The sequence below is a fragment of the Microbacterium sp. LjRoot205 genome, from assembly GCF_056175745.1.
In genome coordinates this window covers 21,456-36,130 of sequence record NZ_JBGFFH010000008.1, presented here as the reverse complement: position 1 = coordinate 36,130, position 14,675 = coordinate 21,456, and the positions used below count along the sequence as shown (strand labels likewise).

General features: G+C 68.8%; 13 protein-coding genes. 6 read left to right on the top strand and 7 right to left on the bottom strand.

Annotated features, from left to right (window positions below; genetic code table 11):
* Positions 1-74: 74 nt before the first annotated feature.
* Together AC04ME_RS14480 and AC04ME_RS14475 are read right to left on the bottom strand one after the other, a co-directional pair.
* A complete protein-coding gene (locus AC04ME_RS14480; RefSeq protein ID WP_079113462.1) occupies positions 75-1,790 on the bottom strand; it encodes an amidase in 1,716 nt (571 codons plus the stop codon).
* Positions 1,787-2,827, bottom strand: coding sequence for an agmatine deiminase family protein (locus AC04ME_RS14475; RefSeq protein WP_475435658.1), 1,041 nt, complete (start codon positions 2,825-2,827; stop codon positions 1,787-1,789). The genes AC04ME_RS14480 and AC04ME_RS14475 overlap by 4 nt, the downstream gene beginning before the upstream one ends.
* A 92-nt stretch (positions 2,828-2,919) precedes the next feature.
* Here AC04ME_RS14475 and AC04ME_RS14470 point away from each other — a divergent pair, with 92 nt between their 5' ends.
* The gene (locus AC04ME_RS14470) at positions 2,920-3,576 is read left to right on the top strand and encodes a TetR/AcrR family transcriptional regulator (protein ID WP_475435656.1); all 657 of its coding nucleotides are present in this window, start codon (positions 2,920-2,922) and stop codon (positions 3,574-3,576) included.
* Positions 3,577-3,585: 9 nt separating this feature from the next.
* Positions 3,586-4,959: a pyridoxal phosphate-dependent decarboxylase family protein gene (locus tag AC04ME_RS14465; RefSeq protein ID WP_079113459.1), complete on the top strand. Its 1,374-nt coding sequence runs from the start codon at positions 3,586-3,588 to the stop codon at positions 4,957-4,959.
* Between the two features lie 17 nt (positions 4,960-4,976).
* On the opposite strand, the gene AC04ME_RS14460 is transcribed toward AC04ME_RS14465, so the two are convergent.
* Together AC04ME_RS14460 and AC04ME_RS14455 are read right to left on the bottom strand one after the other, a co-directional pair.
* Positions 4,977-6,032 carry an alpha/beta hydrolase gene (locus AC04ME_RS14460; protein ID WP_079113458.1) on the bottom strand — a complete coding sequence of 352 codons (1,056 nt, stop codon included), beginning with the start codon at positions 6,030-6,032 and terminating at the stop codon, positions 4,977-4,979.
* Between the two features lie 70 nt (positions 6,033-6,102).
* Entirely contained in the window at positions 6,103-6,630 is a 528-nt protein-coding gene (locus AC04ME_RS14455; RefSeq protein ID WP_042540074.1) for a TetR/AcrR family transcriptional regulator, read from the bottom strand.
* Between the two features lie 81 nt (positions 6,631-6,711).
* Here AC04ME_RS14455 and AC04ME_RS14450 point away from each other — a divergent pair, with 81 nt between their 5' ends.
* Positions 6,712-7,422 carry an MBL fold metallo-hydrolase gene (locus AC04ME_RS14450; RefSeq protein WP_079113457.1) on the top strand — a complete coding sequence of 237 codons (711 nt, stop codon included), beginning with the start codon at positions 6,712-6,714 and terminating at the stop codon, positions 7,420-7,422.
* Here AC04ME_RS14450 and AC04ME_RS14445 read toward each other — a convergent pair.
* Genes AC04ME_RS14445 through AC04ME_RS14435 form a run of 3 tightly spaced genes read right to left on the bottom strand, consistent with a single transcriptional unit; the run spans position 7,419 to position 10,743 of the window.
* Positions 7,419-7,970 carry a cysteine hydrolase family protein gene (locus AC04ME_RS14445; protein WP_475435653.1) on the bottom strand — a complete coding sequence of 184 codons (552 nt, stop codon included), beginning with the start codon at positions 7,968-7,970 and terminating at the stop codon, positions 7,419-7,421. The two genes, AC04ME_RS14450 and AC04ME_RS14445, sit on opposite strands and share 4 nt — an antisense overlap.
* On the bottom strand, positions 7,967-9,412 hold the full coding sequence (locus AC04ME_RS14440) for a purine-cytosine permease family protein (RefSeq protein WP_042540080.1): 1,446 nt from the start codon (positions 9,410-9,412) through the stop codon (positions 7,967-7,969). Before AC04ME_RS14440 ends, AC04ME_RS14445 begins: the two co-directional genes overlap by 4 nt.
* A 47-nt stretch (positions 9,413-9,459) precedes the next feature.
* On the bottom strand, positions 9,460-10,743 hold the full coding sequence (locus AC04ME_RS14435) for a M18 family aminopeptidase (RefSeq protein WP_475435651.1): 1,284 nt from the start codon (positions 10,741-10,743) through the stop codon (positions 9,460-9,462).
* 263 nt (positions 10,744-11,006) lie between these two features.
* Between AC04ME_RS14435 and AC04ME_RS14430 the strand changes: the two genes are divergently transcribed.
* From AC04ME_RS14430 to AC04ME_RS14420, 3 genes are all read left to right on the top strand, one after another.
* Complete coding sequence (locus tag AC04ME_RS14430; RefSeq protein WP_455905454.1) at positions 11,007-11,873, top strand: EamA family transporter; 867 nt, start codon at positions 11,007-11,009, stop codon at positions 11,871-11,873.
* A gap of 169 nt (positions 11,874-12,042) precedes the next feature.
* Complete coding sequence (locus AC04ME_RS14425; protein WP_367824203.1) at positions 12,043-12,438, top strand: GNAT family N-acetyltransferase; 396 nt, start codon at positions 12,043-12,045, stop codon at positions 12,436-12,438.
* Between the two features lie 542 nt (positions 12,439-12,980).
* Positions 12,981-14,627 (top strand): HNH endonuclease signature motif containing protein, encoded by a 1,647-nt coding sequence (locus AC04ME_RS14420; protein WP_475435649.1) that lies wholly within the window; start codon positions 12,981-12,983, stop codon positions 14,625-14,627.
* Positions 14,628-14,675 lie beyond the last annotated feature (48 nt).

Below are 14,675 nucleotides of genomic sequence, written 5' to 3'. Positions count from 1 at the left end.
CGGACAGGCCAAACATATAACAATCGTGGCGAGCGTCACAATAGTGAAATGTCGCGCTGGTGCTGATCAGCGAGTCAGAGCGCGGGCGTCCTCGGCGGCGGGGTGCGGCGCTCGCCCGGTGCGCCGATCGCCTCGAACCCGGCGGCGAGACGCAGCAGCGTCGCGTCGTCGTAGGCGCGGCCTGCGAACGTCAGCCCGATCGGCATGCCGATGTCGGCCATGAGCCCCATCGGAACGGTCACGGTCGGGATGCCGAGGTGGCGCACGGTCAGGTTGCCGTTGGCGATCCAGGTGCCGTTGCGCCATCCGAGGTCGGCGGAGGCCTCATTCACGTCCATGTCGGCGGGGCCTACATCGGCGACGGCCGGGAACACGACCGCGTCGAGCTCGTGCTCGTCCATCCATTCCTCGAGGTCGAGGCGACGCGTCTCCTCCAGGCCGCGCAGGCCGTCGGCGAGCTCGGGCATGTCCTGGAATCCGACGCCCCGGTTGGCGCGCACCCACTCGGGATATTCGGCGATGTCGTCGTCGAAGCCCGTGTAGCGGTCGGGAAGTGCGCCCTCCGGATGCGGGAAGATCGTCGCTCCGTCGACGGCGGCGAGGGTGTGCAGTCGGGGGTCGCCGTTCGCCTGCAGGAAGTCCTCCCACCCCCACGCCGACAGGTCGACGATCTCCTGTCGCAGATACTCCGGCGACACGAGACCGCGCGTCGCGATGGTGGGTGCACCCGGTCGGTCGCCCTCGTAGTTCGACACCACGGGGAAGTCGACCTCGATCACGGTCGCGCCGGCGGACTCGAGGTCGCGTCGTGCGGACTCCCAGCGCTCGATCACCGAGGCGCGCGTCTCGATCCGCTGCCCTGTGGGGCCGCCGATGCCCGGTTCAGCGGCGGTGCCGGCATCCGGGTCCGCGTTGATGTACATGCGGGGGATGCCGATGCGGATGCCGCGCAGGGCTGTCGCCGCCTCGGCGGCCAGGGCGTCGTACGACTCCGGGCGCACCTCTGACGAGAGCGGCAGCGTCACCCACGGCTGCGCGCGCCAGAAGTCACCGCGCGTCTCGGCATCGTCGGCGACGATCACGTCGAGCACCTCGAGCAGGTCGGCCATGGTGCGCGCATGCGGCACGACGACGTCCATGGTCGGCACGAGCGGCCAGTTGCCGCGGGTCGAGATCACGCCGCGCGAGGGCGTGTAGGCGCACAGGGCGTTGTTGGTCGCGGGACCGCGGCCGCTCGACCAGGTCTCCTCGCCCAGGCCGAACGCGCCGAAGCTCGCGGCCGTCGCGGTGCCCGATCCGTTGGACGACCCCGAGGCGAAGGGCGCGGTGAGGAAATCGGCGTTGTACGGACTCTCGGCTCGGCCGTAGACCCCTCGCTGCATGCCGCCGTTCGCCATCGGGGGCATGTTCGTCAGCCCGAGGCAGACCGCACCGCCCGCCCGCAGGCGTTCGATCGTGAACGCATCGCGCTGCGCGACGAGCTCGGCGAAGGCGGGGCTGCCGGCGGCGGCGGTCAGCCCGCGCACCAGGTAGCTGTCCTTCGCGGTGTACGGGATGCCGTCGAGCGGCCCGAGCGTCTCGCCGTGTGCCCGTCGTGCATCCGATGCCGCCGCCTCTGAGCGGGCGTCGGGGTTGCGGACGACGACGGCGTTCAGAGCCGTCTCGGTCTCGGGGCCGTCGTAGGCGTCGATGCGCGCGAGATACGCGTCGACGAGCTCGACGGCGGTGACCGCGCCGGTCTCGAGCGCTCGCCGCAGCTCTGCGATGGAGGCCTCGACCACGTCGATCATGCCGGAACCCCCACGCTCGGCTGCTGCTGGGTGATGCAGTGGATGCCGCCGCCGCGGTCGAACAGCGGGCGCGCATCGACCGTGACGACCCGGCGCCCGGGATAGACGTCGGCGAGGATCGCCCGTGCCGCGGCATCGGCCTGCTCGTCGCCGAACCCGCAGGCGACCACGCCATCGTTCGTGACCAGGTGATTGACGTAGCTCCAGTCGACGAAGCCCTCGTCGTCGCGCAGGGTCGCCGGCGCTGGCAGGTCGACGATCTCGAAACGGCGACCCGCGGCATCGGTCTGTTGCTCGAGATGCGCGCGCAGCCGGCGCGTCACCGCGTGGTCCGGGTGCTCGGGGTTCTGCTGCTCGTGCAGCAGCAGTCGGCCGGGGGAGACGATCGTCGCGACGATGTCGACGTGCCCGTTCGTGCCGAAGTCGTCGTAGTCGCGGGTGAGGCCCCGAGGCAGCCACACGGCCTTCGTCGCCCCGAGCGTGCGCGCCATCTCGGCCTCGACGCGCGCCTTGTCGGCGTAGGGGTTGCGGCGCGGGTCGAGCTGCACGGTGTCGGTGAGCAGCACCGTGCCCTCGCCGTCGACGTGGATTCCGCCGCCTTCGTTCACTAGCGTCGAGCTCACGAGCTCGGCGCCGACGGCTCCGGCGATGATGCGGGCGTGCTGCGCCGCCTTCTGCCACTGCGCCCACGCGGGGGCGCCCCAGCCGTTGAAGATCCAGTCGACCGCGCCGAGCACTCCGGGACGCTCGTCATCGATCACGAAGGTGGGGCCRGAGTCGCGCATCCAGAACTCGTCGACCGGCGCCTCGACGATGTCGATGCTGCTGCTGAGCATCCGCCGAGCGCGGGCGACCTCGGCGGGGTCGACGATCATCGCGACCGGCTCGAACTCGGCGACCGCGTGGGCGACGGCCGTCCAGGTGTCATAGCCCTCGTCGCGCTCGGACGCCGTCTCGCCCAGCGTCGGCCCCTCGGCGGGGAACGCCATCCAGGTGCGCTCGTGCGGTGCGGTCTCGGCGGGCATGTGCCAGGCCATGATTGTCTCCCTCGCTGCTGATCGCGACCTCGGGAATGAGGGGCCGTGATCCCTATTGAACACGTGATCAACGAGTGATACGGTAGCCCGTGATGAAGACCACGTCAAGAGCCGCCGCGCCCCGTCGGCTGCCGCCGGAAGAGCGCGAACGCTCCATCGTCGACGCCGCCGTCTCGCTGGCAGGGGAGAGCGGGCTCGAGGCGCTCACCGTGCGTGCGGTCGCGGCCAGGGTCGGCGTCACGCCGGCTCTCGTCGCGCACTACCGGCCCGTGATGGAGTCGTTCGTCGCCGAGGTCTTCACCACGATCGTCGCGGCCGAGCGAGACGAGGTCATAGCCTCGTACGACCCGAGCGTCGACCTGCGCACGAACCTGCTGCGGCTCATCGAGACGCTGCTCGACGACTCGCGAGACGACGTCGCGATGGTGTGGGTGCAGTCATGGGCGCTCGGCGCCCGCAACGAGGCGCTCGGCGCCAGGGTGCGCACCGAGATGGACCTCTGGCACAGCGCCCTCGAAGACCTCATCGCCCGCGCGATCGCCGAAGACCCGGCGCTGAGAGAGAACCCGCTGCAGGTCGACCCGGACTCGTCGGCATGGATGCTGCTCGCCATGGTCGACGGCATGAGCGCCCACTCGCTCGTGCACTGGGCGCCCCGCGATCGAGCCGATCTCGCTCGCCGCACTCTCTCCGCGGTGCTCGACGTTCCGGTGGTCGAGCCCGTACAGCCCGCAGAAACCCTCAGGTAAGGACAGCTCATGGGAGCAGAACGCATGCACGCGGCCTCGGCCGAATCGACGGCGATCGTCGACGCGGTGCTCGACTACTCGAGACGGCGGATGCTCGCGGCCGACGTGCCGCTCGACAAGCCCCAGTCGCCGGCCGAGCTCGATCGTCTGGTCGGGACGACGATCACCGACGCCGGTCTCGGTTCGCAGCGCGCGCTCAGCGTGTTCGAGCACATCCTCGCCCCGGCCTGCCTGACGACGAGCCACCCGTCGTATCTCTCGTTCATCCCGACCGCCCCGACGATCGCCTCGATCGCCTTCGACCTCGTGGTCTCGGCATCCGGCCTCTACGGAGGCAGCTGGCTCGAGGGCGCCGGAGCCGTGCACGCCGAGAACGAGGTCCTCTCGTTCCTGGCGGCCGAGTTCGGCCTCCCCGACACCGCCGGCGGGGTGTTCGTGCAGGGTGGCACGATCGGAAACCTGTCGGCGCTCGTCGCCGCACGCGAGGCGGCGAAGGCGAAGCTGCTCGAGGCGGGCAAGGAGCTTCCTCGCCGCTGGAAGATCGTGTGCAGCGTCGAGGCGCACTCCTCGAACAAGTCGGCGGCGAAGGTCATGGATGCCGACGTGCTGCTCGTGCCCGCGGGCGACGACGGCATGCTGAGGGCGAATGCCGTGCGTGAGGCGCTCGCCGAGCACGGCGATGAGATCTGCGCGGTGGTCGCCACCGCCGGCTCGACCAACTTCGGCATCGTCGACGACATCGCCGGCATCGCCGCGCTGAAAGACGAGTTCGACTTCTGGCTGCACATCGACGGCGCCTACGGGCTCACCGCGATGCTGGCGCCCGAGGCCCGTGGCATCTTCGCGGGAGTGGAGCGCGCCGACTCGGTGATCGTCGATCCGCACAAGTGGCTGTTCGCCCCGTTCGACTGCTGCGCGCTGCTCTACCGCGACCCCGACACAGGGCGCCGAGCGCACACGCAGCACGCCGAGTACCTCGACACCCTCACGGACGCCGGTGACTTCAGCCCGTCGGACTACTCGATCCAGCTGACTCGGCGCCCTCGGGGGCTGCCGCTGTGGTTCTCGCTCGCGACCTACGGCGTGGCCGCCTATCGCGAGGCGGTGAGCGCGACACTCGCCCTGACCCAGCGCATCGCCGCAGAGATCGCTGCCCGCCCCGAGCTGAGGCTCGTGCGCGACCCGCAGCTCTCTGTCGTCGTGTTCGAACGCGAGGGCTGGGATCGCGCCGACTACGACCGCTGGTCGGACGAGCTGCTCGACACGCAGCGAGCGTTCGTGGTGCCGAGCTCGCACGGCGGGCGACCGAACACCCGCTTCGCGATCCTCAACCCGCTCACGACGTTCGACGACCTCGTGGGCATCCTCGACACGATGAAGTAGACCGCCCGCAGACCCCCTCAGCGACTGGTGTGGGCGTCGAGGAAGTCGATCGTCTGCTGCAGCGCCGTCTGCGCGTCTGGCATGTCGAGGTGGAACTGGTACTCGTGCGGCAGGGCCGGCTCGTGCGCCGCCGGCCAGAACAGGGTCGTGACGTCGACCCCCAGCTCGTCGAGACGCTTGGCCATCGGGATCGACTGCAGCCAGGTGAGCCCGTCGCCGTTCCCGCCCGAGATGTATGTCGTCGGGAAGTCCTCGGTGACCCAGTCGATCGTCGACATCGTCGAGCCCGTCGAGCTCTCCGCCCATGTCTTGGTTCCCGCATACGCCCACATCGACGTCTTGAGGCCCCAGCCGACGACGCCGTCGAGCGATGCGAGTGCCGCGAGGTCGTACACCCCGCAGTTGAGCACGGTCGCCACGACCTGCTCGGCCTTCAGCGCCGGCGTGATGCCCATGATCTCGGCATAGTCGGGGCTCGTCATGAGCGTCGCCATCTGACTGGCCAGTTGGCCGCCGGCGGAGTCGCCGGCGAGCACGATCTGGTTCGGATCGACATTCAGCTCATCGGCGTGCGCGTCGATGTAGGCGAGCGCGTCGTTGAGCTGGTGCACCGCGAGCGGATACTCGCCTTCGGGCCCGATCGTGTAGTTCACCGCGATGGTGGTGTAGCCCTCGGCCGCGAGGATGCGCATGTAGGGGTCGACGTTCTCCTTCGACCCCGAGATCCAGGCGCCGCCGTGGATCCAGACGACCGTCGGCAGCGGCCCGGTGGCGGATGCCGGTGTGAAGACGTCCATCGTGGTGTCGGCGCCGCCGTCGGCATAGGCGACGTCGAGCTGCTCGGTGAGCGCCGTGTCGGGGACGTGCTTCTCCATCTCGGCGGCGGTCTCGTCACCGCCCTTCGTGAACACCGAGCGGATGAGCATGGCCGAAGGCCAGGGGGTGAGCGCGCCGATGATCGCCACCACCGCGGTGACGAGGAGGACCAGCCCCACCGCCACCTTCGTGCGGTGCCACGGGCGTCGAGCCCTCTGCGGGCGGTCGGACTCGTCTTCGTGCGCGGTCGTGGTCATGGAAACCCCTCTCCGCGCATCATCTTGGCAGTATTCCGGTAGTCAGGCATCCGCTCGGGCGCGCGTGCGGTCAGGCGGCCGTGAGCCCGGCGATGATGCGATCCATCGCATAGTCGAAGGCCTCGTCGACGTCGCCGCCGAGACGGAACATGCCGGCGAGCTCCATCTGCAGGAACCCTGTCGCCCAGGCGGTGAACAGGCGGGCGGCGTCGAGAGCATGCTCCGGTCCGACGAGGTCGGCGCAGGAGCGCAGCACCGGAGCGGAGGTCCGGTGGAGGGCGTCTTCGGGGGCGGACGCCGTGAACAGCAGACGGAACGCCTCGGGGTGCTCGTGCGCGAAGGAGCGGTAGGCGGCGGCGAGGAGGGGGAGCTCGTCGCCCGCGGTCTCGAGTCGGCTCGTCAGCGCATCGGCGGAGGCCTCGGCGACCGCCGTCAGGAGGGCGTCGCGATCTCTGATCCGTTTGTAGAGAGAAGGTGCCCGCACTCCGACGCGCTCGGCGACGGCCTGCATGGTGAGTCCGGCGGGGCCGGCGGTCTCGAGGATGTCGCGGCCGGCGTCGACGATCGCCGCCAGCGAGGTTCGTTCGGGGGTCGGCATCGGGGCTCCTCCATGGCTATTTACAATAGCTATGATAGCTACGTAATGTAGCCATCATAGACCACCTCGAAAGGGACGACCATGAAGCTCGCACCGCACCTGCATCGACTCGGAAACGACGTCGTCGCCTCCTATCTGGTCGACCTGCCCGAGGGGATCACTCTCGTCGACGCGGGGCTGCCCGGTCACTGGAACGACCTGCAGCGAAAGCTGGCCGAGCTCGGTCGCCCGCTCTCCGACATCCGCGGTCTGGTGCTCACCCACGGCGACGGAGACCACATCGGCTTCGCCGAGCGATTGCGCAGTGAGGCGGGCGTGCCCGTCTTCATCCACAGCGCCGATGCGCATCGGGTGCGCACGGGTGAGAAGCCGAAGACCCCGATGGGGCCCGCGCGCATCGGTCCGACGCTCGGGTTCTTCGCCTACGGCGTGCGCAAGAACGCGCTTCGCACACGGCACGTGTCCGAGGTCGTGACCGTCGCCGACGGCCAGGTGCTCGACCTCCCCGGATCCCCGGTCGTCATCGGCATGCCTGGTCACTCGCCCGGCAGCATCGCGGTGCACATCCCCGGGGCGGACGCGGTCTTCGTCGGCGACGCGCTGACCACGCGCCACGTTCTGACGGGGCGCGTGGGTCCGCAGCCCGCGCCGTTCACGGACGAGCCGGATGAGGCCGATGCATCTCTCGACCGGCTGGCCGCCGTATCGGCATCCTGGGTGCTTCCCGGACACGGAGCACCGTGGCGGGGGTCACCCGCCGACATCGCGGCGGCCGTGCGCGCTGCAGGCTAGCGCTCCGTCAGCACCCTCGCCGTGTCGCTGACCGTGATCTGCGGCGGATACAGCCCCATGATCCGGATCGCAGCGGCGTGGTTCTCGGCCGTCGAGCCGGCACAGGCGTCTGCGGCGATCGTGACGTGCGCCCCGGCATCCGCTGCGGCGAGGGCGGTCGAGATCACGCAGCAGTCTGTCGAGACTCCCGCCAGCACGACGTGCGCGCCACGGCCGACGATCTCTTCGATCGCGGAGCCCCACTTGCCGAACGTCGGCAGATCGAGGGTCGGGTGCGGCGACAGGCCGATCGCGTCGGGAACCAGGTCGAACATCGGATCGTCGGAGGGCTGGTCTGCGAACGGCCAGGCGGCGAAGTACGCGCCCCACGAGGTCGAGCGGTCGGCGGTCGGCATCCAGCGCGTCACGATCACGCGGTCGCCGAAGGCTTCGGCGAGCTCGCGGACGCGGGGCATCACGTCACCGAAGAACGGTGACCCCCAGGCCGAGTCGGGTGAGGCGAAGATCACCTGCGGATCGATCACGACGAGCCAGGACTCCCTGCTCACGCAGCTGCCTCCTGCGCGCGGATCCGTCCGGCGCGGGCGAACCAGGTGAAGACGAACGACAGCACCAGTGCGAAGAACACCCCGAGGTTCGCGTAGGCCCAGTCGCCGTCGACTCCGCCGACCAGCCCGAGCAGATAGCCCTGCCAGTTGTTCCATGGGGCCGCATCCGCGAAGCCGTTGAGCACGAAGCCCCAGCCGATGACGCTGGCGACGACCATGGTGCCGATCGAGATCCAGTCCCAGGCGCCGTAGCGTCCGCGGCTGTCGAACAGGGCCTCGTCGTCGTAGTCCTTCTTGCGTCGGAGGATGTCGGCGATCAGGATGCCTGCCCAGGATGCCAGCGGCACGCCGAGCGTGATGAGGAAGCTCTGGAACGGGCCGAGGAAGTCGGTGGCGAAGAACACCACGTAGATCGTGCCGAGGGTGAGGATCACGCCGTCGATCGCCGCGGCGGACGGGCGCGGGATGCGGATGCCGAGGCTCAGCAGCGTGAGGCCCGAGGAGTAGATGCCCAGCACGGCGCCCGAGACGAGTGCGAGCACGGCGGTGAGCAGGAACGGCACGAGCACCCAGAGGGGCAGAAGCGTGGCGAGAGCGCCGATCGGGTCGGAGGCGATCGCGGCGCTGAGGTCGTCGTCGGATCCCGCCAGCAGCAGACCGAAGACGACGAGGATCACGGGCGCGACCGAGCCGCCGATCGTGTTCCAGACGACGATCGCCCCATCGGACGCCGTGCGCTTCTGATAGCGCGACCAGTCGGCGGCGATGTTGATCCAGCCGAGCCCGAAGCCCGTCATCACCATCACGAGTGCGCCGATGACCTGGCCGAGGCCACCATCAGGGCGGGCCATGACGGCGGCGAGATCGATGCTGGGCGCGGCGAGGACGATGTAGAGGATCGTCACCGCGCCGGTGACCCAGGTGAGCACCGACTGCAGCTTCATGATCGTGTGATAGCCGAGCACGGAGGCCACGACGATCAGGGCGGCGACGATCACGGTGGCGATGATCTTCAGCGCGATGCTGTCGCCGTCGCCGCCGAGCTGCGTGATGACGGTGGCAGTGGCGAGCACGGCCATGATCGCGAGGAACGTCTCCCAGCCGATCGAGGTCAGCCACGAGACGATGCCGGGCACCTTCTGGCCCTGCACGCCGAACGCCGCCCGCGAGAGCACCATGGTCGGCGCCGATCCGCGTTTGCCCGCGATGGCGATCAGCCCGCACAGCAGGAACGACACCACGATGCCGATGACCGACACGATCGTCGCCTGCCAGAAAGAGATTCCGAAGCCCAGCACGAACGATCCGTACGACATGCCGAACACCGACACGTTGGCCGCGAACCACGGCCAGAACAGGTCGCGAGGCTTCGCCGTGCGCTCGGATTCGGGGATGATCTCGATGCCCGCGCGCTCGATGAGAGCAGGCTTGATGTCCGTCATGCCATCATCCTGGCACTGTGCAGGGCCCGCGGGGGCGCCGGCGGCGATCAGCTGGCGAAGAAAGCCCCCGCGACGCGGGTGAGGTCGTGCAGGTCCGAGACGCCGGCGAGCTCACGGGCCGAGTGCATCGACAGGATCGGGATGCCGACGTCGACGGTCCGGATGCCGAGACGCGTCGCGGTGATCGGGCCGATGGTCGATCCGCAGCGCACGTTGTTGTTGGACACGAACTCCTGCGTGACCACGTCGGCGCTGTCGCACCAGTCGCGCCAGGCGGCCGAGCCGATGGCATCCGTCGCGTACCGCTGGTTCGCGTTGATCTTGAGGATCGGACCGGAGCCGAGCACCGGCTGCACCACGGGGTCGTGCTTGTGCACATAGTTGGGGTGCACCGAGTGGCCCACGTCGCTCGACAGGCACCACGACGCCGAGAGGGCGCGGCGGCGCTCGGAGGCGTCGGCACCGAGGGCGTCGTACACGCGTCCGAGGATGTCTTCGAGGAACGGGCCGGCCGCGCCGGAGCGGGAGTTGGAGCCGAGCTCCTCGTGGTCGAAGGCTGCCAGGATCGCGATCGGTCCGGATGCCGCAGTGTCGATCGTCTCGAGGGCGACCACGCCGGCGTGCACCGAGGCGAGGTCGTCGAGACGACCTGAGGCGAAGAACGCGCGGTCCTTGCCGAACACCGCTCCGCGTGCCGTGTCGGCGATCACGACGTCATAGCCGCGGATGTCGGATGCCGAGACTCCGGCCGTCTCGGCCAGCTCGGCGAGGATGTCCTCCTGCGTCGGGTCTCCGAGGCCCCACACGGGCTGCGTCTGGAACTGCTTGTCGAGTGCGAGGCTCGTGTTCGCGTCGCGGTCGAGGTGGATCGCGAGCTGGGGGAGGCGCAGCAGCGCTCCCGTGTCGGCGAGCACCACACGTCCGTCGGCGAGTGCGAGTCGGCCGGCGAGGCTCAGCTCGCGGTCGAGCCAGGAGGTCAGCAGCGGGCCGCCGTAGACCTCCACGGCTGCCTGCAGCCACCCCTTCGATCCGGTGGTCGGCTGCGGCTTGAGCTTGAAGCCGGGTGAGTCGGTGTGAGCGCCGAGGATGTGTGCGGGCGTGGTGGCGGTGGCATCCGTCGGCACCGTCCACGCGATCGCCGCGCCGTCCCTGACGACGACGTAGCGCCCGCCGGGGGTCACCTCCCACGCCTGTTCCTCGTCGAGGCGCACGTACCCGGCATGCTCGAGTCGCCTGGCCACCTCGGCGGCGGCGTKATAGCTCGAGGGCGAGGCGGCGACGAAGTCGGCGAGATCCTCGGCGTGGGAAAGAGCGTCCGGGGTTACGGGCATGGGAGACCTTCCTGCAGGGGCGGTTCTTCGATCGTAATCGCCGTATCGACGACGGCGATCCGGTCGGGTGGAAGGGCGCGCCGTTCACCTCCCGGTCACCCGCGGCGGTTACTGTCGCTCTCGATAGCGCCTAGGGTTCCGGGGTTCGTCCCGTCTGGTCCGAGCGGCGCCACGGTGCTCCTCCGCAGGGGCGCCGTCATCTGACAGGACAAAAGCCCGGAGGACCCTGTTCGTCGCGCCCGCGGTGAACGGAAGGGTCTCTCGTGTCCGCACTCGCTTTCGCTCTCGTCATCGCCGCAGCGATCACCCACGCCGCGTGGAACATCGTCGCCCATGGTGTGAGCCGGGCAGGGATGCCGTTCCTGTGGTGGGGAGCCGTCGGCGGAACGGCCGTGTGGATCGGTGTCATCCCGTTCACCGGCGGGCTCGGTACCGATGACCTGCTGGCCTTTCTGCTGGGTGTCGGCGTGTCCGGTGTGCTCCACGTCGCCTATATGGCGGTGCTGCAGCGCGGATACCGCGAGGGCAATCTCTCCACCGTCTACGCGACGGCACGGGGCACCGGGCCGTTCCTCTCGGTGATCGTCGCCATTCTGCTGTTCGGTGAGCGGCCGTCCGTCCTCGCTCTCGTCGGCGTCGCGGCGATCATCGTCGGAGTCGTCGCGATCGGTCTCGTCGACCGAGGGCGCGCCGAGCGTCAGGGTCGCTCGCTCGATCTCGGGCTCGTGTTCGGGCTCCTCACCGGCGTCGCGATCGCGATCTACACGATCTGGGACGCGCATGCCGTGCGCACCTGGAACCTGTCGCCCGTCGCGTTCATGGTCGGGACGATGCTGCTCGAGATCCCGTTCTACTCCTTCGGCGTTCGCGGCCGATGGGCGGCCGTCCGCACCCTCGGACGCACGCAGTGGCGACGCATCGTGGCATTCAGCATCCTGTCGCCACTGTCGTACATCCTGGTGCTCATCGCCATCCAGATCGCTCCGGTCGCCCTCGTCGCTCCGCTGCGCGAGGTCAGTGTCGTGCTCGTCAGCCTCTTCGGGGTGTTCGCGCTCAAGGAGAGCAGGCCGGGGTGGCGTCTGGCTGCGTCCGCGGTCGTCGCCGGCGGGATCGTGCTGCTCGCCCTGTAGCCGTGGCTGTGGTTGTGGTTGTGGTTGTGGTTGTGGCTGTGGCTGTGGTTGTGGCTGTAGCTGTGGCTGTGGCTCCTGCGCGGCTGGGCGTGCTGCTGCTGATGGTTGTATGGATGCTGTGTCAGTGGGATGGAGTCTTCGAGCGAGCGGCCTTTCGGATGCCTCCTGGATGGCCGAGCTCAGGGCCGTCGTGATGAGACCTGACCTCGAGCGTCTCGGCCGATATGACCCCGTGCGCGTGCGGCAGCGCTTCCTCGATGCGTTCGTTCCCGAGAACACCCGCGTGATCGTCGTCGACGGCGATGACGTCGGTCTGGTCGCGGTCAGGCACGAACCGGACGCGCTCTGGATCGAGCACTTCTATCTCGCGCCGGAATCGCAGGGCCGCGGGATCGGGGCAGCCGTGCTCGCCCACCTGCTCGCGGACACCGACGGCACTCTGCCTTTCCGGCTCAACGTGCTGCAGGCCAGCGCAGCACGTCGGCTGTACGAGCGCCACGGCTTCGTTCTGGAGAGCGAGGACGCCGTCGACGTCTTCATGAAAGCGGATGCCTCCCGCGCGTGACGGCGTCTGAGCCACTTCTTTCGTCTCGTCTCTTCTCTGTTCTCCTCTCTCTTCCCTCGGCTCGTTGGTGTGACTTGCTTCTCTTCTTTTGGCTCGTTGGTGTGACTCGCTTCTCTTCTTTCGGCTCGTTGGTGTGACTCGCTTCTCTTCTTTCGCCTCGTTGGTCTCGCTCGCTTCCTTCTCTTCTTTCGCCTCGTTGGTCTCGCTCGCTTCCTTCTTTTCTCGCGCCTCGTTGGTCTCGCTCGCTTCTCCCTCCTCGCGTTGGCCGCTCTCTTCTCTTCTCTCGCCTCGTCGGTCTCCCGCTCTTCTCCCTCCTCTCGTTGGCCTCTCTCTTCTTCTCTCTCGCCTCGTTGGTCTCGCTCGCTTTCTTCTCCTTCCCCTCGTCGGTCTCCCTCTCCGTCCTTCCCATCTCCTGAACTTCCGGCGCCCGGGGGTGCGAATCTCGCGTGTTGTACTGAGAGATTGGAATATGGCGTTGAACTGGGGTAAATCCAGACGATTCGGGGTGCTGAATGTCGGTGGTCGCGGGTTGACTGGGGAGTATGAACAGCACCGCGGAGCTTCTGAATCGGGTCATCACCGACCTCGATGCGGTGCTGTCCGATGACGCGTTGGCGGGGTTGTCCGATGCGGAGCGGATCGGCGTTCTGGTGGCGGCGGGGGCGGCGTTTCGTCGGGTGGAGGCGGTGGTCGTCGAGACCGTCGCGACGGGCGAGATGGGTGACTTCCCGCACTCCGCAGGCTGCCGGGGCGAGAACGAGCTGCTGCAGCGGACGGTGCTCGTCGATGCGCGGGGTGCGACCCGGGTGGGGAAGGTCATCGACCGGGTGCGGCGGGATGTGAGCCTGGTGTCGGGGGAGCGGCTCCCTGCCCGGTGGCCGGAGTTGCGGACGGCGCTGTTGGACGGGGTGATCGGGATCGACGGGTTCCTCGCCGCGACGGGCCCGATCGAGAAGGTCTGGGACAGGCTCAGCGTCGACCAGCGGTTGGCGGCGGATGTGGCGTTGGCGGGGTGCGCGCGCGGGCACGGCCTGAAGGCCGACCCGGATATGGACCCAGATGCGCCTGGTCCGTCGCCGACGACGGAGGATCTGAAAGCTCTCGCCGAGGATCTCGCATCGATGTTCGACCCCGACGGGGAAGAACCCAAAGACGAGGACGCGAGGCGTCGGCGGGGCGTCACGATCGGGCGATTCAAGGATGGTGTGCACGCGATCCGCGGGTATCTGACCCCGGATGTCGCGGCCCAGTTCCAACTCATCATGGACGCGATCCTCAACCCCAAAGGCGACGGCCCGCCCCGGCCAGGGGTGTTCTTCGCCCCCGGCGGCGGCGCGGGCTCAGATGCGGATGCGGATTCAGGTGCTGGTGCTGGTGCTGGTGCTGGTGCTGGTGCTGGTGCGGATGCTGGTGCGGGTGCGGATGCGGATGCGGATGCGGATGCGGACCCGAACTCTGACACGGATGCGGGGGAGGATCCGTTCAACTCGGATGAGCGGAGCGTGCTCGATGACCGCACCGCGGCGCAGAAACGTCACGACGCTCTCGCCGCAGCGCTGGCGATCGCGGCGCGGCACAAGGACATGCCCACCCTCGGCGGTGCATCACCGGTCGTCGTCGTGACGGTCGACGCGACAGACCTCGCCCACCACGCCAGTCAGGCCACCGGCGCTGCCTTCGGAGGCGCTGCCTTCGGAGGTGCCGGTGCTGCGTCTGGAGCGAGCGGCAATGGTGGGTGGGCGGCGATCCCCGGTTCCGGTGCTCATGTTCCCGTCTCCGTCGCCGCGCAGGTCGCGTGCTCGGGAGCGATTCAGCGCGTGCTCATGGACGAGGGGCGGATCATCGGGATCACGACCACGGATCGGATCTTCACCGTGCACCAGCGTCGGGCGATCATCGCCCGCGACAAGGAGTGCCTGATCCCTGGATGCCACGTTCCCGCGTCGTGGTGTGAGATCCACCATGTCACCGAGCACGCCCGGGGCGGCCCGACGCATACGGATAATGGTGTGCCGTTGTGTTGGTGGCATCACCGGTCCCTCGGCACCTCGGGGTGGGAGATCCGGATGAACGACGGCCTTCCGCAGGTGCGCGGCCCGGCATGGTGGGATCTCGCCCAGCACTGGCGCACCCCGAAACTCAGCCTCCCCGCCGACCTGCCCCGGAAGCACCTCGCCCGAACGGGGTGACCTGCGACTCGGTCGCGGTCGCCTTGCGTGCTTTCGGATCTGGTTCGA